At 65.3% G+C, this 20,733-nt stretch carries 21 protein-coding genes, 1 tRNA gene and 1 pseudogene; 16 read left to right on the top strand and 7 right to left on the bottom strand.

Features of this window, described 5'->3' with window-relative positions; all coding sequences use genetic code 11:
• Positions 1–70: 70 nt before the first annotated feature.
• A complete protein-coding gene (locus B4394_RS22510; RefSeq protein WP_078316321.1) occupies positions 71–421 on the bottom strand; it encodes a DUF1844 domain-containing protein in 351 nt (116 codons plus the stop codon).
• A gap of 287 nt (positions 422–708) precedes the next feature.
• On the opposite strand from B4394_RS22510, the gene infC reads away from it, so the two are divergent.
• The 6 genes from infC to B4394_RS22480 all read left to right on the top strand — a co-directional run bounded on the left by infC (position 709) and on the right by B4394_RS22480 (position 3,955).
• A complete protein-coding gene (gene infC, locus B4394_RS22505; RefSeq protein WP_078312304.1) occupies positions 709–1,323 on the top strand; it encodes a translation initiation factor IF-3 in 615 nt (204 codons plus the stop codon).
• A gap of 30 nt (positions 1,324–1,353) precedes the next feature.
• Positions 1,354–1,548, top strand: a complete 195-nt coding sequence (gene rpmI / locus B4394_RS22500; RefSeq protein WP_005058702.1) for a 50S ribosomal protein L35 — start codon at positions 1,354–1,356, stop codon at positions 1,546–1,548.
• Positions 1,549–1,616: 68 nt separating this feature from the next.
• The gene (gene rplT, locus B4394_RS22495) at positions 1,617–2,006 is read left to right on the top strand and encodes a 50S ribosomal protein L20 (RefSeq protein WP_005058700.1); all 390 of its coding nucleotides are present in this window, start codon (positions 1,617–1,619) and stop codon (positions 2,004–2,006) included.
• A 32-nt stretch (positions 2,007–2,038) separates the two neighbouring features.
• On the top strand, positions 2,039–2,791 hold the full coding sequence (locus B4394_RS22490) for a TrmH family RNA methyltransferase (protein WP_078316320.1): 753 nt from the start codon (positions 2,039–2,041) through the stop codon (positions 2,789–2,791).
• Positions 2,792–2,857: 66 nt separating this feature from the next.
• Positions 2,858–3,814, top strand: coding sequence for an oxidoreductase (locus tag B4394_RS22485; protein WP_078312306.1), 957 nt, complete (start codon positions 2,858–2,860; stop codon positions 3,812–3,814).
• Between the two features lie 70 nt (positions 3,815–3,884).
• Positions 3,885–3,955, top strand: a tRNA-Cys gene (locus B4394_RS22480).
• Positions 3,956–4,021: 66 nt separating this feature from the next.
• On the opposite strand, the gene B4394_RS22475 is transcribed toward B4394_RS22480, so the two are convergent.
• The 3 genes from B4394_RS22475 to B4394_RS22465 all read right to left on the bottom strand — a co-directional run bounded on the left by B4394_RS22475 (position 4,022) and on the right by B4394_RS22465 (position 6,786).
• A complete protein-coding gene (locus B4394_RS22475; protein WP_078316319.1) occupies positions 4,022–4,576 on the bottom strand; it encodes a hypothetical protein in 555 nt (184 codons plus the stop codon).
• Positions 4,577–4,586: 10 nt separating this feature from the next.
• The gene (locus B4394_RS22470; protein WP_078292678.1) at positions 4,587–5,189 is read right to left on the bottom strand and encodes an MspA family porin; all 603 of its coding nucleotides are present in this window, start codon (positions 5,187–5,189) and stop codon (positions 4,587–4,589) included.
• A gap of 481 nt (positions 5,190–5,670) precedes the next feature.
• Positions 5,671–6,786, bottom strand: coding sequence for an oxygenase MpaB family protein (locus B4394_RS22465; protein WP_078316318.1), 1,116 nt, complete (start codon positions 6,784–6,786; stop codon positions 5,671–5,673).
• Between the two features lie 230 nt (positions 6,787–7,016).
• On the opposite strand from B4394_RS22465, the gene B4394_RS22460 reads away from it, so the two are divergent.
• Positions 7,017–8,027 carry an adenylate/guanylate cyclase domain-containing protein gene (locus tag B4394_RS22460; protein WP_078316317.1) on the top strand — a complete coding sequence of 337 codons (1,011 nt, stop codon included), beginning with the start codon at positions 7,017–7,019 and terminating at the stop codon, positions 8,025–8,027.
• A 54-nt stretch (positions 8,028–8,081) separates the two neighbouring features.
• Positions 8,082–8,816 carry a rhomboid-like protein gene (locus B4394_RS22455; protein ID WP_078316316.1) on the top strand — a complete coding sequence of 245 codons (735 nt, stop codon included), beginning with the start codon at positions 8,082–8,084 and terminating at the stop codon, positions 8,814–8,816.
• Here B4394_RS22455 and B4394_RS22450 read toward each other — a convergent pair.
• Genes B4394_RS22450 through B4394_RS22440 form a run of 3 tightly spaced genes read right to left on the bottom strand, consistent with a single transcriptional unit; the run spans position 8,773 to position 11,230 of the window.
• On the bottom strand, positions 8,773–9,276 hold the full coding sequence (locus B4394_RS22450; protein ID WP_078312311.1) for a methylated-DNA--[protein]-cysteine S-methyltransferase: 504 nt from the start codon (positions 9,274–9,276) through the stop codon (positions 8,773–8,775). The genes B4394_RS22455 and B4394_RS22450 overlap by 44 nt on opposite strands.
• A complete protein-coding gene (locus B4394_RS22445; RefSeq protein WP_078316362.1) occupies positions 9,273–10,754 on the bottom strand; it encodes a DNA-3-methyladenine glycosylase 2 family protein in 1,482 nt (493 codons plus the stop codon). The genes B4394_RS22450 and B4394_RS22445 overlap by 4 nt, the downstream gene beginning before the upstream one ends.
• A gap of 50 nt (positions 10,755–10,804) precedes the next feature.
• Positions 10,805–11,230 carry a DUF6653 family protein gene (locus B4394_RS22440; protein WP_139360386.1) on the bottom strand — a complete coding sequence of 142 codons (426 nt, stop codon included), beginning with the start codon at positions 11,228–11,230 and terminating at the stop codon, positions 10,805–10,807.
• 84 nt (positions 11,231–11,314) lie between these two features.
• On the opposite strand from B4394_RS22440, the gene pheS reads away from it, so the two are divergent.
• The 8 genes and pseudogenes from pheS (at position 11,315) to B4394_RS22400 (ending at position 20,729) form a co-directional block, all read left to right on the top strand.
• A complete protein-coding gene (gene pheS / locus B4394_RS22435) occupies positions 11,315–12,370 on the top strand; it encodes a phenylalanine--tRNA ligase subunit alpha (RefSeq protein WP_139360385.1) in 1,056 nt (351 codons plus the stop codon).
• Positions 12,370–14,844 (top strand): phenylalanine--tRNA ligase subunit beta, encoded by a 2,475-nt coding sequence (gene pheT, locus B4394_RS22430; protein WP_078316314.1) that lies wholly within the window; start codon positions 12,370–12,372, stop codon positions 14,842–14,844. The genes pheS and pheT overlap by 1 nt, the downstream gene beginning before the upstream one ends.
• A 252-nt stretch (positions 14,845–15,096) precedes the next feature.
• A complete protein-coding gene (argC, locus tag B4394_RS22425) occupies positions 15,097–16,140 on the top strand; it encodes an N-acetyl-gamma-glutamyl-phosphate reductase (RefSeq protein ID WP_078316313.1) in 1,044 nt (347 codons plus the stop codon).
• Positions 16,141–16,169: 29 nt separating this feature from the next.
• A pseudogene (locus tag B4394_RS22420) lies at positions 16,170–17,256 on the top strand (bifunctional glutamate N-acetyltransferase/amino-acid acetyltransferase).
• On the top strand, positions 17,253–18,122 hold the full coding sequence (gene argB / locus B4394_RS22415) for an acetylglutamate kinase (RefSeq protein ID WP_078312315.1): 870 nt from the start codon (positions 17,253–17,255) through the stop codon (positions 18,120–18,122). The pseudogene B4394_RS22420 and the gene argB overlap by 4 nt, the downstream one beginning before the upstream one ends.
• Complete coding sequence (locus B4394_RS22410) at positions 18,119–19,309, top strand: acetylornithine transaminase (protein ID WP_078316312.1); 1,191 nt, start codon at positions 18,119–18,121, stop codon at positions 19,307–19,309. The genes argB and B4394_RS22410 overlap by 4 nt, the downstream gene beginning before the upstream one ends.
• Entirely contained in the window at positions 19,306–20,244 is a 939-nt protein-coding gene (gene argF / locus B4394_RS22405) for an ornithine carbamoyltransferase (RefSeq protein WP_078312317.1), read from the top strand. Before B4394_RS22410 ends, argF begins: the two co-directional genes overlap by 4 nt.
• Entirely contained in the window at positions 20,241–20,729 is a 489-nt protein-coding gene (locus B4394_RS22400) for an arginine repressor (RefSeq protein ID WP_078312318.1), read from the top strand. The genes argF and B4394_RS22400 overlap by 4 nt, the downstream gene beginning before the upstream one ends.
• Positions 20,730–20,733 lie beyond the last annotated feature (4 nt).

The raw sequence follows: 20,733 nt of genomic DNA, 5'->3' as shown, positions 1-20,733 counted from the left end.
TGGCGGTGAGACAGAAACCTCAGATGTCACCTAGCGAGGATAGGCCGTGTAGCTGGGAGTTCACTGACGCTCAGCGCAAGTACTTCTCGCCGGGCCCCTGGCCGGGTTCGTCCGGGACGGCGCTGGCTTCGCGGAACGCCTTCTGCAGACTCTGCAATCCATCGCGGATCGGCGCGGCGTGCGGGCCCAGGTATTCGACCGAGGCCGCCACCAAACCGGCGAGTGCGGTGATCAGCCGGCGGGCCTCGTCGAGATCCCGATGTGGGCTTTCGTCGGGATCGGGGGAGGACAGGCCCAGTTTCTCGGCACTGGAGCTCATCAGCATCACAATGGCCTTGGTGATCACCTCGATCGCCGGGATATCGGCGAGCTCGCGGATCGACTCGGTGAGGGGCACGTCGTGGTCAAGGTCATCGGTCACGGCTGCTAGACTGTCATGCGCGACCGTTCCCGGCTCCGTCGGGGACATCAAGTGGAGTCCCGCTCCCACCGCTGGCCATACGGTACAGCGGTCCGGTCCAGCCACCTCCGGGTGGTTGTTCTGCGATCTGCAGAACGGCGTATGTCGTCGTGACCGGTCGGCTTCGGGCCCTGCCATGAGCAGGGCTTTTCTGTTCGTAATGAGCAGAGTGCTGATGGACCCCGCTTTATGTCCCTGTCGATCTGTGTTTCGGTCACGACAGTTAGAGGACGAGCCAGGGAGGCCACATCAGCACTGAGACCCGCATCAATGAACGCATCCGCGTACCCGAAGTCCGCTTGATCGGCCCGAAAGGCGAACAGGTCGGCATCGTGCGGATCGAAGATGCGCTTCGCGTCGCCGCAGACGCCGATCTCGACCTTGTCGAGGTAGCCCCAGACGCCAGGCCCCCGGTCTGCAAGATCATGGACTACGGCAAGTTCAAGTACGAGACGGCTCTGAAGGAGCGTGAGTCTCGCAAGAACCAGCAGCAGACCGTTGTCAAGGAACAAAAGCTTCGGCCGAAGATCGACGATCACGACTACGAAACCAAGAAGGGCCACGTTGTGCGCTTCTTGGAAGCCGGATCCAAGGTCAAGGTGACGATCATGTTCCGCGGACGCGAACAGTCGAGGCCCGAACTGGGCTACCGGCTGTTGCAGCGGCTCGGCGCAGACGTCGCCGAGTACGGCTTCGTGGAGACCTCCGCGAAGCAGGACGGCCGCAATATGACGATGGTGCTGGCGCCACACCGGGGTGCGAAGACCCGGGCCAAGGCGGCTCAGCAGGCCGAAGCTCCTGCAGGGCCGGCCCCAGCCCAGGCGGCCCCAGCGGCCGAGCAAGCGCCCACCGAACAGACCTAGTACGGAAAACGAAGGACAGGGAACACCAAGATGCCCAAGGCCAAGACCCACAGCGGTGCGTCGAAGCGCTTCCGCACCACCGGTAGCGGAAAGATCGTGCGCCAGAAGGCGAACCGTCGCCACCTGCTGGAGCACAAGCCCACCAGCCGCACCCGTCGTCTCGACGGCCGCGCCGTGGTTGCAGAGAACGACGCCAAGCGCGTCAAGAAGATGCTGACCGGCTAGCAGCCGCGTTCACGACCACCCCAATACACAGCACCTGCATCACTAGAAATCACTAATAAGGAATACTTATGGCACGCGTGAAAAGGGCCGTCAACGCCCAGAAGAAGCGCCGGACAATCCTGAAGGCCTCCAAGGGCTACCGCGGTCAGCGGTCGCGCTTGTACCGCAAGGCCAAGGAACAGCAGCTGCACTCGCTGACCTACGCATACCGGGACCGTCGCGCCCGCAAGGGTGAGTTTCGCAAGCTGTGGATCGCGCGTATCAACGCCGCGGCTCGCGCCAACGACATCACCTACAACCGATTCATCCAGGGCCTGAAGATCGCGGGCGTCGAGGTTGACCGCAAGAACCTCGCCGAGCTGGCTGTCAGCGATGCGGCCGCGTTCACCGCGCTGGTCGAGGTCGCCAAGGCCGCGCTGCCTGAGGACGTCAACGCTCCAGCCGGGGAAGCCGCCTGAGCAACTCGGCTCTGACTGAGCGGTCACAAACAGTGATCGACGCGGTCAAGCTGCACCGGCCCGCCGCCCGTCGGCGGGCCGGTCTTTTTCTGGCGGAGGGCCCCAACCTGGTCGAGGCCGCACTGCGGTCCGGCGCGGTAGAACGTGTCTTCGCGACCGAGGCTGCGGCAGAGCGATTCGCGGGCCTCTTGGTTGACGCACCCATACATCTGGTGACCGAACGTGCCGCGAAAGCATTGTCCGACACCGTGACTCCGGTCGGGCTGGTAGCCGAGTGCCGTTCCATCGCGGCCACGTGGCCTCAGATCGTCGCGCTTTCACCACGGTTCGTCGTTGTCGCCGTTGATATCTCGGAGCCGGGCAACGCGGGCACCCTGATTCGCGTTGCCGACGCGATGGGCGCCGACGCCGTGCTACTGGCTGGTAACAGCGTCGACCCGTTCAACGGCAAGAGCCTGCGTGCCTCGGCGGGCAGCATTTTCAACATCCCCGTCATACCGGAGGGAGATGCGGCGTCGATCGCCGCGGACCTCACCGCGCGGGGTGGGGCAGTGCTGGCCACCACCCTCGACGGCGAGCTGTCGCTCGACGATGCCGATCCGGTGCTGGCCGGGGCCTGTGCCTGGATCTTCGGAAACGAAGCGCACGGGCTCGACAGCGCGACGGCCGCACTGGCGACACATCGGATCAGCATCCCGATGCGCGGGGGAGCCGAAAGCCTCAACCTGGCGAGCGCCGCGTCGATTTGCCTATACGCCACGGCGCGGATGCATCGCGGTCAATAGCCTCCAGTACTATCCGACAAAGCCGTAACGACGAGTACTAGTAACTTCCACGGATCGAGGAACCTAATGCCCGCACCCCTGCAGATCAGGCACTTTCGTGAGTCGGATGTTCCCGACCAGACCGGTAAGACACACGTCATCACCGGCGCGAACAATGGCCTAGGTCTCGTCGCCGCCGAGGCGCTGGCCCGCGCCGGTGCCCGCGTCGTGCTGGCCTGCCGCAACCAGGAGACCGGGCGGGCAGCGCTGGATAAGGTGCGCTCACTGGGGCCCAACGCCGATCATGCGCTGGTCGAACTGGACCTCACCAGCCTTGCCTCCGTGCGGTCCGCCGCGGACGCGATCCGCACCCAGGCGCCCACTGTCGATGTACTGATCAACAACGCCGGCGTCATGGCGATCCCGCTGCGGCGTACCGCCGAGGGATTCGAGATGCAGATCGGTGTCAACCACCTCGGTCACTTCGTCTTGACCGACGCGCTGCTGCCCTCGCTGCTCGCTGCCGACGCACCCCGGGTGGTGTCGCTGGGAAGTGTCGCGCACGCGCAGGGACGCAATCAGCTGAAGGTCGATGATCTGAACTTCACTCAGCGTCGGTACAACCGGATGACCGCATACCGCGCCTCGAAGCTCGCCTGCATGCTGTTTGGCTCGGAGCTGGCCCGCAAGGCCGCCGCCGCAGGATCCTCACTGGTGTCGGTGAATGTGCACCCCGGGGTGGCCGCCACCAACCTGTTCGACTCCATGATCCCGAAGATCCCAGGGCTGCATAAGGCCTTCTACTTCGGCATGGGTCTGGTGCTCCAGGACGAGCGTCAGGGCGCCGAGGCTGAGCTGTACGCGGCGTCGATGCCCGATGTGCAGCCCGACGACTACCTTGGCCCCACTCAACTGACGGGTGCGCGCGGTCCGGTGGCTCGTGCGCCCCGATCCAGCGAGGCACGTGATGCGCAGCTGGCGGCGCGGCTATGGGAGAAGTCGGTAGAGCTCACCGGCGCGAACTACTCCCGCCTCACCGGCTAGGCCCCGCTGCGATCACTCTGAGTGCAACACTCGTGTCGCGCATCGTGGTTCGGCATGATCGGTGCTCGACGCGGGTGTGGCTGAGAGGCTAGGCACCGGCCTGCAAAGCCGTTCACACGGGTTCGAGTCCCGTCACTCGCTCTATTTCGTCGACAAAGAGGCCCCCTGTTCAACAGGGGGCCTCTTTGTCGACATTGGTCCGGGCGCCTAGCCGGCGGCCGGCTCCTCCGCGGCTTTCGGCGGTTGACCATCCGGCGACTCGAGAACCGGAGGGGTTGGCGCTCCCGGCGTCACCGTCGGGGCGGTCGCCTCGATCCCGGCCGCGCTCTGCGGCGGTGCACCGTGCGGATCCTCCAGCGCGGGGTTCTCGTTCCCCGCACCGAACTGCACCCCCGTGGTGCTGGCAGGGGCGGCGGGCGTCGTGCCGCCCTGAATCCCGTACCGCGTGCTGGAAGAGGTCAACACGTTCGCGGGATGAGCGGCATTGCCCAACTTGCTGCCCGGCAGTCCGGCAGCGCCGGCCGCGGGATCGGCGTTGGCGGCGATCTTCACGCCGCGCGCGTCCACCGCGGCCGGCGCCACCGCCGGGAAGTTGTTGTAGATATACGTGTAGCTGCCGGGGGTGGCGGGCAGTGGTGCCGGTACGCCGGGCACGAAAGGTATTCCCGGTGGGTCAGCGAGCGCGGTGGGCGCCGGGAGCGCTCCCAACGCGAGCGCTCCGGCGACACCTGCCATGGCGGCAACGATCTTCCTTTTCGGCACAAGTACCTCCCTAGATCTTGATTGGGTCGCCGTAGATGGCGAACTCAGTGTGCGCCGAGGCGGTCGAGATCCTCAAGTAGACATACGAGCGGATGGTGACATCGCCGCCGCACGCGTCGGCCTTGATGTGCAGATTATCGACATCGAGCATCGCCTTGCCGCTATCACTCAACGCCATGTTGGCCAGGGGGAGGTCGGTGATCACACCAGGCTGCAAGATGGTCTGCACAAACCCGGCGAGACCACCCGAACCACCGACCGACGGACCACCGCTGTAGCCCACAGACCCGGCCAGACCGCCGGTGCCACCGATCTGCAGACCGCTGGAAACGTCTGTCTGACAACCTAGTTGGTATCCCGCGATGAACAGGCTGTCGGTGATCGGGGCGGACCCTCCGGTGGCGATCGCCGTCGCGTCGAAGGTCACGAACGCCTCGCGGGAGTTGGAGGCCTCGGCCAGGTTGGGTACCGAGTTGATGGTCTCGTGGTCGATCCGGATCATCAGCGTCCACCCGTCACGACTTACCTTGGTGTACGTCTGCGGCGCCATGGACACCGGATCGGCCTGGGCCGGAGCCGTAGCCAAGGTACAGATCGCGGTGAACAACGCCATGACGGCGCCGACTCGCTTACGTACTGCCATCTGAGTGCCTCGTTTCCCCTTGCGGATGTGAATGGTGGTGAACCTGTGTCTGAGTTTGGGAGCTATTGCGGCGTCGTCGATTACCGGTCGGTGTGATAGGTCCGTTATCAAGCTGACGGAAAGATACGCCTGCGAAAACACCGCCGCTGATCAAAACTCACAGCCCGTTCACAGGAATCGCCTTGGGGGACAAGCGTCCTCACCCCTGAATTTCCTTCACGGTGAGTTGATGATGTGTTGCTGGACGCCGACAATCGACAAAAGACAGGCTGTCCGAACTAGTTGGTGCGCTGGGCTAATCGCCCGATGAACACCGCGTGTCGGGCCGCTCACGGCACGGTGAACCCGTTGTCCGGACGACGCAGTTTCGTCTGTCAGGCGATAGGAATTTCGCGGCCGAAAATGTGGTCTACGCCACAGAAGTGCCCTGTAAAAGCTGCGTAAACAGGTGTTACGCGACCTCGCGACCACCCCGGATGGCCCACCGGGGAGAGGCCAACGAGAAGGCGGCATGCAACAGCTCGCCCGCACGCGCGCGTACCGCCGTCGGCTGGACCGACGGCGGTACGTAGTGCATGGGCATTCCCCGCCTGTCCCGCGGTGGTGCGGTGATCTTGGGTGCCTCGACGAGGGGTGCATCAGGCGGCAACTCTCCCCGTGCGCGCTTGTATGCCGATACCGCACGCGGATGGAGCCGGATGTCCTCCGGCAGGGGACTGAACGCCAGCTGCACCACTTTGCCAAACAATCGCAGGAGCACTTCGTCACCAGGGGTCCAACGCATGCCGGCCTTCTCGCGCACCGAAGAACTGAACACTCCGGTGGCGACCCAGTTCTGAAATACTCTGGCCGGGGCCCAGATCTGCTGCCAGAGGAAGTCCGGCATCAGTACGTACTTCGGCTTCGGGATCTGAATGTGGAAGATGTCCAACGCGGCCCGATTGATCTCCAGTTGGTCATCACAGACCCGCGCCCAGTACTCCTGGAATTCTTCCCAGGAATTGGGCACCGGCCGCATGCTCATGCCGTACATCCGGTACCACTGGACGTGCTCGGCGAACAGCTGCCGCTTTTCTGCCTCGGTAAGCCCGCCACAGAAGTACTCGGCGGTGTTGATGATGAGCATGAAGAACGTGGCGTGAGCCCAATAGAAGGTCTCCGGATTGAGGGCGTGGTACCGCCGTCCCTTGCCATCGACACCTTTGATGGTGTCGTGGTACCCCCGAATCTGGCGCCCGGTGTCCGCGGCGCGGTCGCCGTCGTAGACCACGCCCATGATGGGAAAGACCGAACGCGTGACCCGTTGCAGAGGTTCGCGCAACAGGATCGAATGATCCTCGACACCGGCGCCCAACTCCGGGTACATGTTCTGGATGGATCCGATCCACACGCCAAGCAGCCCGGTGCGCAGATCTGCGAAGTACTTCCATGTCAGCGAATCTGGGCCCAGCGGTTGCGGTGCGTCGTCCTGATCGATTTCATGCGCTGGCTCGGCGGGCGATCGCGCTCCGGACGCGTGCTCGCGCGCAGATCGCCGAGCACCTCGGCTGGCAGTGGCGGATGTCATCGTTGACCCTCCTGTGTGGTGCCTATCACGCACGATATGGGTGACAACCGACGTTGTCCACGAGTCCCCCTGGGGTATCGGGAACCGTTTGCCAACCGTGTCCGAAGCTCCACGCTGCCGCTACCAGCGCCGACCGACTGTGACCAGGCAGTTGAGGAGGGGCGCCCAGCCATCGCGACACTGGCAACGACGAGATTGCCGCCGCACACCCCAGCACATAGGCTGATGCGGTGGATGTCGAGCCGTCAGGCCTCGATGCCGATCCGGACCGTGAGCACGACACTGGAATCCGTAAGCGCAGGCGAGGCCGCACCCGTGGGCCTGTGCGGCATGACCTCGCCGCGGAGTCGGCAGACAACGCGGTGCCGGCGGAAGACTCCGATCCCACCGAACCCACGTCTCGGCAGATCGCGCGCGCGTCACGTACAGCCGGTGACTGGTTTCGCAAGATGGATCGGGATCCCACCGTCGTGGCGGCGGTACGCCGCGCCCGCCGTTCACTGCCCGGCGACCCATACTTCGGTGATCCTTTGTCCACAAGCGGTTTTGGTGGGGCGAGTGCGGTGGCGCGTGCGGCCGACCGGTTGGTGACCGACAGGGATACCGCGTTCCGCGAGTTCGGGTTCGGCGCGCTGCAGATCTGGCAGGCCTTCACCGAGAAAGTCAGCAAGCAACCGGCCAATCGGGAGGTCACGCTGGTCTTCACCGACCTCGTCGGATTCTCGGGATGGGCACTTGAGGCCGGCGACGAGGCGACCCTGAAATTGCTGCGCCGCGTGGCATCGGTCGCCGAGCCACCCATGCTCAACGCCGGGGGCCAGGTGGTCAAGCGTATGGGTGACGGCATCATGGCCGTCTTCGACGACCCGGTGACGGCCCTACGTGCTGTCCTTCCCGCCCGCGAGGCATTGAGAAACGTTGAAATCCAGGGATATACGCCGCTGATGCGGATCGGCATCCACACCGGGACGCCTCAGCGCATCGGATCGGACTGGCTTGGCGTCGACGTGAACATCGCGGCCCGTGTCATGGAGAGCGCCACCAAGGGTGGCTTGGCGATCTCGCAACCCGCTCTGGCCAAGGTGCCCCTGGTGCTTCTCGATCACTTGGGCCTCTCACCCACGCCCGTCCGGAGACCGCTGTTCTCCAGCAGGCCCGCAGGCGTGCCCGAGAACATGAAGATGTACCCGCTCGAAACTCGCAGGGAACTACCAGCGGCGGGAGATGACGGTCGCGTCTAGACGGTGCGATCATGGGTCATGCGGAGAGTCTGGGCCGCGCTAGTTCGGCTACGAGTGACGATCGCTTATGCGGTCGCGCTGGTCGCGGTGGCCACGGTGCTGGTTGTGGAAGGTCCGCGCGTGCAAGACCGAGTTGTCGCGCATGCCAGTACCAATCTGCACAATCTTCATCAGGGACGGCTGGGGACGCTCATCGGCAGTGCCTTTGTCACCGACGCGGGGCCGATCTATCTATGGCTTCCCGGCTTGATCTGCATTCTCGCCCTCGCTGAGCTTCAATGGCGCAGCGGACGTTTGGCATTGACCTTTGCCCTCGGGCACATAGGCGCAACCCTCATCGTCGGGGTCGGAACGGCGCTGGCGATCTGGATGCACTGGGCCCCGGTATCCCTCGCACGGGCCAGTGACGTAGGGATGAGTTATGGAACGGCCGCCGTCGTCGGGGCACTGACGGCATCGATCCCGCCGCGCTGGCGCGCCTCCTGGATAGCGGGCTGGATCTCCGTCGGCGCCGTGTCCATCGCATGCAACCAAACCTTCACCGAGGTAGGACACCTCACAGCACTTCTCCTCGGAGTGCTCGCCGCACAGACACTTTCCCTGCGCGCACCACGTTGGTCCGCACTTCGATTGGTGCTCTTAGGGTTCGGCGGACTCTTCGCCCTCATGATGTTCTCCGAAGATGGCCAGACCCTCGCCGCGGCGGTACCCACCGCGCTGGCGGCAGTACTCGTCACCCAGTGGGTCAGGTTGCGGCGGAAGCCTCGTGATCAAGTAGCCATCGCTTGATAGGAAGCCCATAGCGGAAGCCTCCCAATGCGCCACCGACTCGGTACACCCGGTGACACGGGACGAACAGCGCCGCCGCGTTACGCGCGCACGCACTGGCGGCGCCACGGATGGCAGCGGGTCGCCCAGCGCGCGCGGCGAACTCGCTGTAGGTGATGGGTGCCTCCGGATCGACACTGCGCAACACGTCCCAGGCATGCATCAGGAAATCTCCGGACTGCTGGGTGACGGGAATCGGGTCGATGGCGGTCAGATCGCCCGCGTGGTAGTCGGTGACAGCCTTGGTGACTTTCCCGAGGTCACGCTTGCGGCTGAGGGTCTGCGGGCGCAACGTCGGATGAATCAGCGCGCGCAGCAGGTCGGGGGAGTCCGTCCACCCCGAGGCCAGGACCGCGCCCGACCCGTCGACGATGGCGGTGAATGGTCCTACCGGGGTGGTCAGTGTCGTGTAGTCGCTCATGAGTTTCCTTTCCGCGTGCGGTTGCGTTGACGTGTCTGCGCGGCGATCCCCTTGCGCCACAGGTGCATAGATACATACGAACGCCACGGCGAGCAGTCACGGGCGGCCGCGAGGTCGATCCCCTCGGCCAACGCGCCGCGGCGCAGCACCAAATCGTGTTCGAGCAGGACATCTGGATCAGCGAGTTGACGCATCACCACGTAGTCCGCGGTCCAGGGTCCGATTCCCTTGATTTCCAACAGCTGCCTACGCATGTCGGCGGCGGCCATGCCCTGATGCAACTCCAGCTTACCCGTCGCAAGCCTGTCCGCTGCTCCGACAATTGCGCCGATCCGTGCCGCTGGACCAGCCAATACCCCCGCGCCCGCTGCGGCGACAGATTCGGTGGTGGGAAACAGGTGAGTCACCCGCCCCGTCATGTCCGTCACTTCCTCACCGAGCGCGGCAACCAGGTTTGCTGTCGCCGTGTTGGCCGCGGACACCGAGATCTGCTGACCGATCATGGTGCGTAACAGCAGCTCTGAACCGTCGACCGTTCCGGGCACCCTGATTCCGGGAGCCTCGGCAACGAGGGGGGTCAGCGCGGGATGCGACGACAATGCGTCATCGACCGCGGCGGGGTCGGCGTCGAGATCAAGAAGGTGACGCAGGCGCGCTACCGCAGGTGCCAAGTCGCGCATATCGGTGAGCTGCAGGTCCGCCCGTACCTGATCGGCGGCCACCGTCAGGGTCACGACGACCGGACCGTGAGGCATCCGCAGTGCCCGGGTGTAGCGCCCCTCGGAAAAGTCTTCGACACCGTGCGCGCAGTGATGTTCCAGCAGCCAGGTGGACCACGCGACGTTATGAGGCTGCCGCAGGGGAAGTTTGAGACTGACACCGCTAGGTGTCGGAGCCGATGTCAGGTCTTCCCGGCGGGGCAACTCGGTCCGCAGCTTCGACGGTGTGGTTGCGAACACCGCCGCAATCGTGTCGTTGAACTGCCGGATACTGGAAAACCCTGCCGCAAAAGCGATATCGGACATGGCCAGCCCGGTCCGCTGAATCAGCAGACGCGCGGTGGTGGCCCGATTCGCCCGTGCCAGGGCCAGCGGGCCCGCGCCGAGCTCAGCCAGCAGGACCCTGTTGAGTTGGCGACTCGAGTATCCCAGGGCACGAGACAAGCCCTCGACACCTTCACGCTCGACTACACCATCGCCGATGAGGCGCATCGCGCGAACAGCTAAGTCGGATTTGACATTCCACAGCGGCGATCCCGGCGCCGCGTCCGGCAGACACCGTCGGCACGCCCGATAGCCATCGGCCTGCGCGGAGGCGGCGGTGGGATGGAATGAGACATTCTGCCGTTTTGGTGTGATGGCAGGACAGGACGGTCGGCAGTAGATTCCCGTGGTGCGAACCGCCGTGTAGAACTGCCCGTCGAATCGGGTGTCACGGGACTGCACGGCCCGGTAGCAGGCCTCCGCGTCAAGTTCCATGCATTCGAGCATGCCTGCCACCACGCCACCGTGCTAGCGGAAATCAGACATTACCGTCGGCTCGGGGTTGTCGCCCAGATTCGGGCGTAGCGACGCCAGGCCAGCAGCGTGATCACCATCGATATCGCGGTGCCCGCTGTCGCCCCGGCCCACCTATGGCGCCATGCGGCCACCAGCGCCGAGACCAGGGCGGTGCTGCCGAGGAGGCTCAACGTGGTGAGGGCGCTATCCGATGTGGGTTTGGTCATCCAGATCTCCTCGCCACGTATGGCGCGAGTGGCAAACGACCTGTCATCCCGGGGCGGCGGTGTCACGACCGGGTTGATCACGAGCCAGACGCCGATGGGGATTGCCCACCGCCACTGCCGGGTCCATACCGGTACGAGCAACAGCGGTGTGCTCGCCCATCGCGACCACGCGCTCACCGGGTGACAATGTCTTTCGAAGATCCAGCGGCGCACTGCTTCGCCATTCACATCGTCGACACTAGGCCGCGCCGGTCATGCCCGTCTGGCATGACCGGAAGGTGGTTAACGCGTCTTACCCTATGATCGGCATCCGTGGCTGATCACTCGCAGGATCCTTCAGTGGACCCATCAGAGAGAACTCTGACGAGCGCCGTTGATGCGGCGCGGGCGGCATTCGACGCCGCGGGCGACCTGGACGCACTCGCGCAGGCGAAGATCGATCATCTGGGGGAGAAGTCGCCCGTGGCACTGGCCCGTCAGGCTCTCGGCGCTCTGCCGAAGGAGCAACGGGCCGAGGCCGGCAAGTTCGTCAACGCCGCGCGCACCCAGGCGCAACAGGCGTACGACGCCAGGCTGGAAGCACTGCGTGCCGAACGTGACGCGGCGGTACTCGTCGCGGAACGTGTCGATGTGACGTTGCCGTCGACACGGCAGGCCATCGGCGCGCGCCATCCGATCACGATTCTCTCCGAACACATCGCGGATACCTTCGTCGCGATGGGCTGGGAGGTGGCCGATGGCCCCGAGGTGGAAACCGAGCATTTCAATTTCGATGCCCTCAACTTCCTGCCCGATCACCCGGCGCGTAGTACGCAGGACACCTTCTACATCGCCCCTGAGGATTCCCGGCAGGTGCTGCGCACACACACCTCACCGGTGCAGGTCCGCACCCTGCTGGCACGCGAGCTGCCCGTCTATGTGATTTCGCTGGGCCGTGCCTTCCGCACCGACGAGATCGACGCCACCCATCTGCCCGCCTTCCATCAGGTAGAAGGGCTCGCGGTGGACCGCGGACTCACCCTGGCCAATCTCAAGGGCACCCTCGACGCATTCGCCCGGGCGATGTTCGGGGCGCAGGCACACACCCGGATGCGTCCACACTTCTTCCCGTTCACCGAACCGTCCGCCGAGGTGGATGTCTGGTTTGAGAACAAGAAGGGTGGTGCGGGCTGGGTTGAATGGGGTGGCTGCGGCATGGTCAACCCGAATGTCCTGCGAGCCAGCGGTATTGATCCCGACGAATACAGCGGTTTCGCATTCGGCATGGGATTGGAGCGCACCCTGCAGTTCCGTAACGGCCTTCCCGACATGCGCGACATGATCGAAGGCGATGTGCGCTTCAGTCTTCCGTTCGGGGTGAGTGCCTGATGCGTATTCCCTACAGCTGGCTTATCGAGGTGCTGCGCGCCGGTGCCCCGGAATTCTCCGCCGCTCCCGCGGATATCGAGGAAGCGCTGATCCGCATCGGCCACGAAGTGGAAGAGGTCATCGTTCCCGGACCGGTTACCGGTCCGCTCGTGGTCGGAAGAGTCGCCCAGATCACCGAGCTCACCGAGTTCAAAAAGCCGATCCGATTCTGCCTGGTCGACGTCGGTGAGGCGGAGCCTCGTGAAATCGTCTGTGGTGCGTCCAACTTCGCGGTCGATGACCTCGTGGTGGTGGCACTTCCGGGTGTCACGTTGCCCGGCGACTTCGCTATCGCGACACGAAAGACCTACGGACACACCTCGGACGGGATGATCTGCTCGACGACCGAGCTCGGGCTCGGGTCGGAATCGGCCGGCATTCTGGTGCTGCCCCCGGGGACCGCCAAGCCTGGTGCCGATGCCATCGAGGTCGTCGGACTTGACGATGCCGTCTTCGATCTGTCGATTACGCCCGATCGTGGATACTGCCTGTCCGTTCGCGGACTGGCACGCGACCTGGCGTGTGCGTACGACCTGGAGTTCGTCGATCCCGCTGCGGTACAGCCGCTCCCGGTCGACGGGCCGTCGCTGCCCGTGCATATCGATGCCGGAACCGGAGTCAAGCGCTTCGGGTTGCGTCCCGTCATCGGCATCGATCCGGCGGCGGTATCGCCATGGTGGCTGCAGCGCCGGCTGATGCTCTGCGGTATCCGGACCATCTCGCCGGCGGTGGACGCCACCAACTACGTGATGCTCGAAATCGGGCATCCCATGCATGCGCACGACAACGCCCGGATCAGCGGGGATTTCCGGGTGCGGTTCGCCACACCCGGTGAAACGGTGGTCACCCTCGACGACGTAGAACGCCCGCTCGAACCCGGCGACGTCCTGATCGCAGACGACGCCGGTGTCACCGCCATCGGTGGTGTGATGGGCGCAGGTAGCACCGAAATGCGCGACGACTCCACGGACGTGCTCCTTGAGGCCGCGGTGTGGGATCCGGCCGCGGTGCTGCGCACTCAACGACGGTTGCACCTGCACAGCGAGGCGGGGCGCCGTTACGAACGTTCCGTCGATCCTGCGATATCCGTTGCTGCGCTTGATCGTTGCGCGTCTCTGCTGCGTGAGATCGCTGGCGGCAGCACGCCTGCCGAGCTCACCGACTGGTCCGCGGACGCGGAAGCCCGGTCTGAGATCGTCATCGCCGCCGACCTGCCGGAACGCGTCGCCGGAGTCACCTACGCCGCGGGAGTGGCAGAGCGCCGGCTCCGTCAGATCGGCGCCGAGGTGGTTGCCGAGGGCGACACACTGCGGGTGACACCGCCGAGCTGGCGCCCCGATATTGTCGAGGGTGCCGACCTGGTCGAGGAGGTACTGCGACTCGAAGGCCTGGAAGACATCCCGTCGATTCTGCCTGCGGCGCCACAAGGCGGCGGTCTCACCCCGACGCAACGCCGTCGCCGTGCGGTAGGGAAGTCGTTGGCCCTCAGCGGATACACCGAGATCTTGCCGATGCCCTTCTTGCCGGCTGGGGTATTCGACGCATGGGGGCTGGACGGCGACGATGCGCGCCGCCGCACCACTAAGGTTCTCAACCCGCTGGAATCCGATCGCCCCGAGCTGGCCAGCACCCTATTGCCTGGTGTGCTCGAAGCCTTGTCGCGCAACATTTCTCGCGGGACCCCCGATGTAGCACTGTTCACCATCGGTCAGGTCGTGCGGCCCACCGCGGACACCCGGGCGATCCCGCTGCTCGATGTCACCGATCGCCCCTCCGAGGCCGAGCTGACCGCACTGCTCGAATCCCTGCCCGCGCAGCCGGTCCATGTGGCGCTTGTGCTGGCCGGGATGCGCGAGCCGAGTGGGCCGTGGGGGCGTGGACGTGCCGCGGATGTCACCGATGCTCTGGAGGCGGCGCGGATCATCGGGCGTGCTGCTCACGTGGATCTTTCGCTGCGGGCCGGCGATGAATTGCCCTGGCACCCAGGGCGGTGCGCAGAGATTGTGGCCGACGGCCAGGTTGTCGGGCATGCCGGTGAGCTGCATCCGGCGGTGATCGAGCGGCTCGGGCTGCCCAAGCGCACATGCGCTCTGGAACTCAACCTCGACGCGCTTCCCGTCACTAATCCGCTTCCCGCGCCAAGGATTTCGCCGTTTCCAGCGGTTCTTCAGGACGTCTCGCTGGTGGTCGCCGAGACGGTGCCTGCTGATGCGGTCACCGAGGCGCTGCGTGACGGCGCGGGTGAGCTGATCGAAGATGTACGGCTCGTGGAGGTCTACACCGGACCGCAAGTGGGCGAAGGCAACAAATCGTTGAACTTCCGGCTGCGTTTCCGGGCGGCTGACCGCACCCTGACAGAAGACGAGGCCACCGCCGCACGGATCACGGCGGTGGCCTCTGCGGCCGAGCGCGTCGGGGCAACCCAACGCGCCTAGCAGGTCTTACTGTCCCCGGCGCTGGTCAGCCTGCTCGCGGTGCTGCTCCTGGCGCTGACGATCGGCACGATCCGACATGGAAGGCTCCCTTCTCGCTCGTTATCGACTGCTGGCGCTATTCGCCAGCTACCTCCACCGTAGCCGTGGGAACGGGGCATTACACCGTTTAGCTCAAGTTGAGGTTGACCGCGAATTCCACGGGATCCTCGAATATATTTGCGCTTGTCTGCATAATGATACAGAATTGGTCTCATGACTACTGGGTTCTCGGTCGCGGTCGCCGGTGCCAGCGGCTACGCCGGCGGTGAGATCTTGCGTCTGCTGCTCGCACATCCGGCGTACGCTGCGGGCCGCCTACGCATCGGGGTGCTGACCGCTGGCTCAAATGCCGGCACCAGCCTCATCGAGCATCACCCGAATCTGACACCTTTGGCTGACCACAAACTACAGCCCACCGATCCCAAACTGTTGCGGGGTCATGACGTGGTGTTTCTCGCGCTCCCGCACGGTTCCTCGGCCAAGATCGCCGATGAGCTGGGGCCGCAGACCCTCATCATCGACTGCGGTGCGGACTTTCGGCTGACCGATGCCGCCGCGTGGCAGCGCTACTACGGCTCAAAGCATGCCGGAAGCTGGCCGTACGGCTTGCCCGAGCTTCCAGGCAAGCGCGATGCCCTGCACGGCACCAGGCGTGTGGCAGTTCCCGGCTGCTATCCGACGGCGGCACTGTTGGCGTTATCTCCCGCGGTGACGGCGGGCCTCGTGGAACCCTCGGCCACCGTGGTGGCGGTGAGTGGCACCACGGGCGCCGGACGTGCCCCCAAGGCCGATCTCTTGGCCTCCGAGGTGATGGGATCCGCGCGCGCCTACAACGTTGCCGGTGCGCATCGGCATACCCCGGAAATCGCTCAGGGACTGAATCATCCTTCGGGCAAGCCGGTCACCGTCTCCTTCACCCCTGTGCTCGTCCCCATGCCCCGCGGCATCCTTGCCACGTGTACAGCGCCGACCACGGCAACCCTGGCTCACATCCGGGAGGCCTACGAGGAGGCATATCGCGATGAGCCGTTCGTCCATGTACTTCCCGAAGGGCAATTGCCCACCACCAAGGCGGTATCGGGGAGCAACGCCGCACACATCGGCCTCGCCGTCGACCCCGATGCGGGTGTGTTGGTGGCGATCGCAGCCATCGACAACCTCGTGAAGGGCACCGCCGGGGCCGCGGTTCAATCCATGAACCTCGCCCTCGGTTGGCCCGAGGGCGACGGTCTGACCTACGTGGGGGTGGCACCGTGACCGATGGTCTTCGCGCCAGCGGCTCATCCGTGACCGCTGCGACGTCACCTCTGGTGCGCACCCAGGGTGTCACCGCGCCCGCAGGTTTCAAGGCGGCCGGAATCGCCGCCGGCATCAAGGCGTCCGGTAGGCCCGATCTTGCCCTGGTCTTCAACGAGGGGCCGGACTACGCCGCGGCGGGCGTATTCACCCGCAACAAGGTGAAGGCCGCACCGGTGCTCTGGTCACAGCAGGTACTCACCACGGGCCGTCTGCGCGCCGTGATTCTCAATTCCGGCGGAGCGAATGCCTGCACCGGACCGCTCGGATTTCAGGACAGCCACGCCACCGCGGAAGAGGTTGCGAAGACCCTCAGCGACTGGGGCACCGAGACCGGGGCCATTGAGGTAGCCGTGTGTTCCACCGGGCTCATCGGCGACCGGCTGCCCATGGACAAGGTGCTGGCCGGGGTGCGGGAAATCGTGCACGAGCTGGCCGGAGGCCTGGGCGGCGGTACCGATGCCGCGCACGCCATCATGACCACCGATACCGTGCCCAAAGAGGCTGCGCTGCACCATAAAGGCGGCTGGACGGTGGGCGGCATGGCCAAAGGCGCGGGCATGCTCGCGCCTTCGCTGGCGACCATGCTCGTGGTCATCACGACCGACGCCGCCGTGCCTGCCGCGCAGCTTGATTCCGCGTTGCGGGCGGCGCGCCCGGGTCTGCGACGACCTGGCCGCGCAGCTGCAGTCCGATGCCGAGGGTGTCACCAAACGGATCCTGATCACCGTCACCGGCGCCGTCAGCGAGGACGACGCGGTCGCCACCGCGCGGACCGTCGCTCGCGACAGTCTTGTCAAGACCGCCCTCTTCGGTTCAGACCCCAACTGGGGTCGGGTGCTCGCAGCGGTGGGAATGGCTCCGATAGACCTCGACCCGGATCGCGTCACCGTGTCATTCAACGGAAACCTGGTATGCGCCAACTGCACCGGCGTCCAGGGTGCCCGTGATATCGACTTGTCCGGGCCGGATGTCGAAGTGCTTATCGACCTCGGCGCCGGAGATCAGACGGCGACCATCCGGACCACCGATCTCTCGCATGCCTACGTCGAAGAGAATTCGGCGTACAGCTCATGAAGGCCCCGAAAAAAGCACGGGTGCTGGCCGAGGCGCTGCCGTGGCTCAAGAAGCTGCACGGCGCCATCGTCGTGATCAAATACGGCGGCAACGCCATGACCGACGACGCCCTGAAAACGGCCTTCGCCGAAGACATGGTCTTCCTCCGCAATTGCGGTATCCATCCTGTCGTCGTACACGGCGGCGGCCCGCAGATCACGTCGATGCTGAAAAAACTCGGCGTGTCCGGCGAGTTCAAGGGCGGTTTCCGGGTCACCACGCCGGAGGTGCTGGACATCGCACGCATGGTGCTGTTCGGCCAGGTCGGCCGCGAGCTCGTCGGGTTGATCAACAGCCACGGACCCTACGCGGTGGGGATCACCGGCGAGGACGCGCAACTGTTCACGGCCGTGCGGCGTACCGCGACCGTAGATGGCGTCGAGACCGATATAGGACTGGTCGGTGATGTGGCACAGGTAAATCCGGAAGCGATCCTCGACTTGATCGATGCCGGACGCATCCCAGTGGTATCCACCCTTGCCCCCGACGCGGACGGTGTGGTCCACAACCTCAATGCCGACACGGCGGCCGGTGCGCTCGCCGAAGCCCTTGGCGCCGAGCGCCTCCTGATGCTCACCGATATCGAGGGGCTGTACACCGACTGGCCGGATCGGGGATCGCTGGTTACCGCTATAGCCGCCGAGGATCTGCGTGGGCTCCTTCCCGCCCTGGAATCGGGGATGATTCCCAAGGTCGAGGCATGTCTGCGTGCGGTAGACGGTGGAGTGCCCAGCGCCCACATCATCGACGGGCGCGTGGAGCATTGCGTCTTGGTCGAACTATTCACCGACGAGGGTGTCGGGACAATCGTCAGGAGCCAATCATGAGCAGTACCAGTGAGACTCAGCAGCGCTGGGAAAACGTCATGATGAACAACTACGGCACACCGCCGGTCGTCCTTGCCGAGGGCGACGGCGCCGTCGTCACCGACGTCGACGGCAAGCGGTACCTGGATCTGTTGGGCGGCATCGCCGTCAACGTATTAGGCCACCGCAACCAGACCGTCATCGATGCCGTCGCACATCAACTCTCCACGCTCGGCCACACGTCGAATCTGTACGCGACGGGTCCTGGCATCGAGCTGTCCGAGGCGCTCATCGCGCGGCTGGGTGTTCCCGGCAGGGTGTTTCTCTGCAACTCCGGCACCGAAGCCAACGAGGCCGCGTTCAAGCTGACCCGCCTGACCGGACGCACGAAAGTCGTAGCGGCCGAGGGCGCCTTCCACGGCCGAACCATGGGGTCGCTCGCCCTCACCGGCCAGCCGTCCAAGCAGGCCCCGTTCGAGCCGCTGCCCGCAGGGGTGGTTCACGTACCCTACGGCGACCTGGCTGCCATCGAGGCTGTAGTCGATGGGGACACCGCCGCGGTCTTCCTGGAACCGATCATGGGTGAAGGCGGAGTGGTGGTTCCGCCGGAGGGCTACCTCGCCGGGGTACGGGAGATCACCGCCCGCCACGGTGCGCTGCTGGTGCTCGACGAGGTACAAACCGGAATTGGGCGTACCGGAACATTTTTCGCGCACCAACAGGTGGGTATTACCCCCGATATCGTCACCCTGGCCAAGGGGCTCGGCGGCGGGCTGCCCATCGGCGCCTGTATCGCGACCGGGGCAGCCGCGGAGCTGCTCACTCCGGGTCTGCACGGCAGCACATTCGGCGGCAATCCCGTGTGTGCGGCGGCGGCTCTGGCGGTCCTGCGGGTCCTCGACGAGCAGAACCTCGTCGACCATGCTGCCGCGGCCGGAAAGTCGTTGAGTCACGCCATCGAAGGGCTGAACCATCCGTTGGTCGCACGGGTGCGTGGCGCCGGACTTCTCCTGGGCGTAGTCCTGACGGAACAACGCGCCAAGGCCGCCGAGGCCGCGGCACGCGAGGCCGGCTTCCTTCTGAACGCCGCCGCACCCGATGTGCTGCGGCTGGCCCCACCGCTGATCATCAGCGATGAACAGATCGGGGAGTTCGTCGCCGCGCTGCCCGGCATCCTCGATACCGCGGCAGGACAGGAGCTGGCATGAGTAATTCGAGGTCAATTCGCCATTTCCTCAGGGATGACGATCTGTCACCGGCCGAGCAGGCCGAAGTCCTGACGCTGGCCGCCGAGCTCAAGAAGGCGCCGTTTTCGCGGCGGCCGCTTGAGGGGCCCCACGGGGTCGCCGTCATCTTCGAGAAGAACTCCACCCGAACCCGCTTCTCCTTCGAGATGGGCATAGCGCAGCTGGGCGGGCACGCCGTGGTCGTCGATAGCCGTACCACGCAGTTGGGTCGCGAGGAGACTCTCGAGGACACCGGACAGGTGCTGTCCCGCTACGTGGAAGCCATCGTATGGCGGACCTACGCACAGGAACGCTTGACCGCCATGGCTTCCGGGTCCACGGTGCCGATCGTGAACGCCCTGTCTGACGACTTCCATCCCTGCCAGGTGCTCGCGGATCTGCAGACGCTGGCCGAACGTAAAGGCTCGCTGGCCGGGTTGCGGCTGACGTATCTGGGTGACGGCGCGAACAACATGGCGCACTCACTGATGGTCGGTGGCGTCACCGCCGGCATCCACGTGACGATCGCAGCGCCCAATGGGTTTGCGCCACATGTCAAATACGTCAGCCAAGCCGAGCGGATCGCCGCCAGCACCGGCGCTTCGGTGACCGTGACCGCTGATCCTCGGACCGCTTCGGCCGGCGCAGATGTGCTTGTCACCGACGCCTGGACCTCCATGGGCCAGGAGAATGACGGGCTCGACAGGGTCCGGCCGTTCCGGCCGTTCCAGGTGAACGAGGATCTGCTCGGCGTGGCGGACTCAGAAGCCATTGTCCTGCACTGCCTTCCCGCCCACCGTGGCGAGGAGATCACCGATGAGGTGATCGACGGTCCACGGAGCGCCGTCTGGGATGAGGCCGAGAACCGTCTGCACGCCCAGAAGGCCTTACTGGTGTGGCTGCTGGAGCAGCGATGACGGCCTCACATGCGGCCGACACCCGGGCGGGGCGCCAAGCGCGCATCGTCGCGCTGCTGTCCACCCAGTCGGTGCGCAGCCAGAGTGAGCTGGCAGCGCTGCTGGCAGCCGAGGGCATCGAGACCACGCAAGCCACCTTGTCGCGAGATCTCGACGAGCTCGGTGCCGTCAAGCTCCGCGCCGCCGACGGCGGCGTCGGGGTGTACGTGGTGCCCGAAGACGGCAGCCCTGTTCGCGGGGTGTCCGGTGGCACCGACCGGCTCTCCCGGTTGCTGGGGGAGCTGCTGGTAGCGACCGACTCCAGCGGTAATCTCGCGGTACTGCGCACACCGCCGGGTGCCGCACACTACCTCGCCAGCGCGATCGATCGCGCTGCGTTACCCGACGTTGTCGGGACCATCGCGGGGGATGACACCATTGCGGTGATCGCCCGCGAACCCTTGACCGGAGCCCAGCTCGCCGCACAGTTCGAACAGCTTGCTTAAAAGG

The organism is Mycobacterium sp. D16Q16, from assembly GCF_002013745.1.
In the GTDB taxonomy this organism is placed as follows: Bacteria; Actinomycetota; Actinomycetes; order Mycobacteriales; family Mycobacteriaceae; genus Mycobacterium.
The sequence above is the reverse complement of the archived record's forward strand: the minus strand, read 5'-3'. Positions and strand labels throughout refer to the sequence as shown.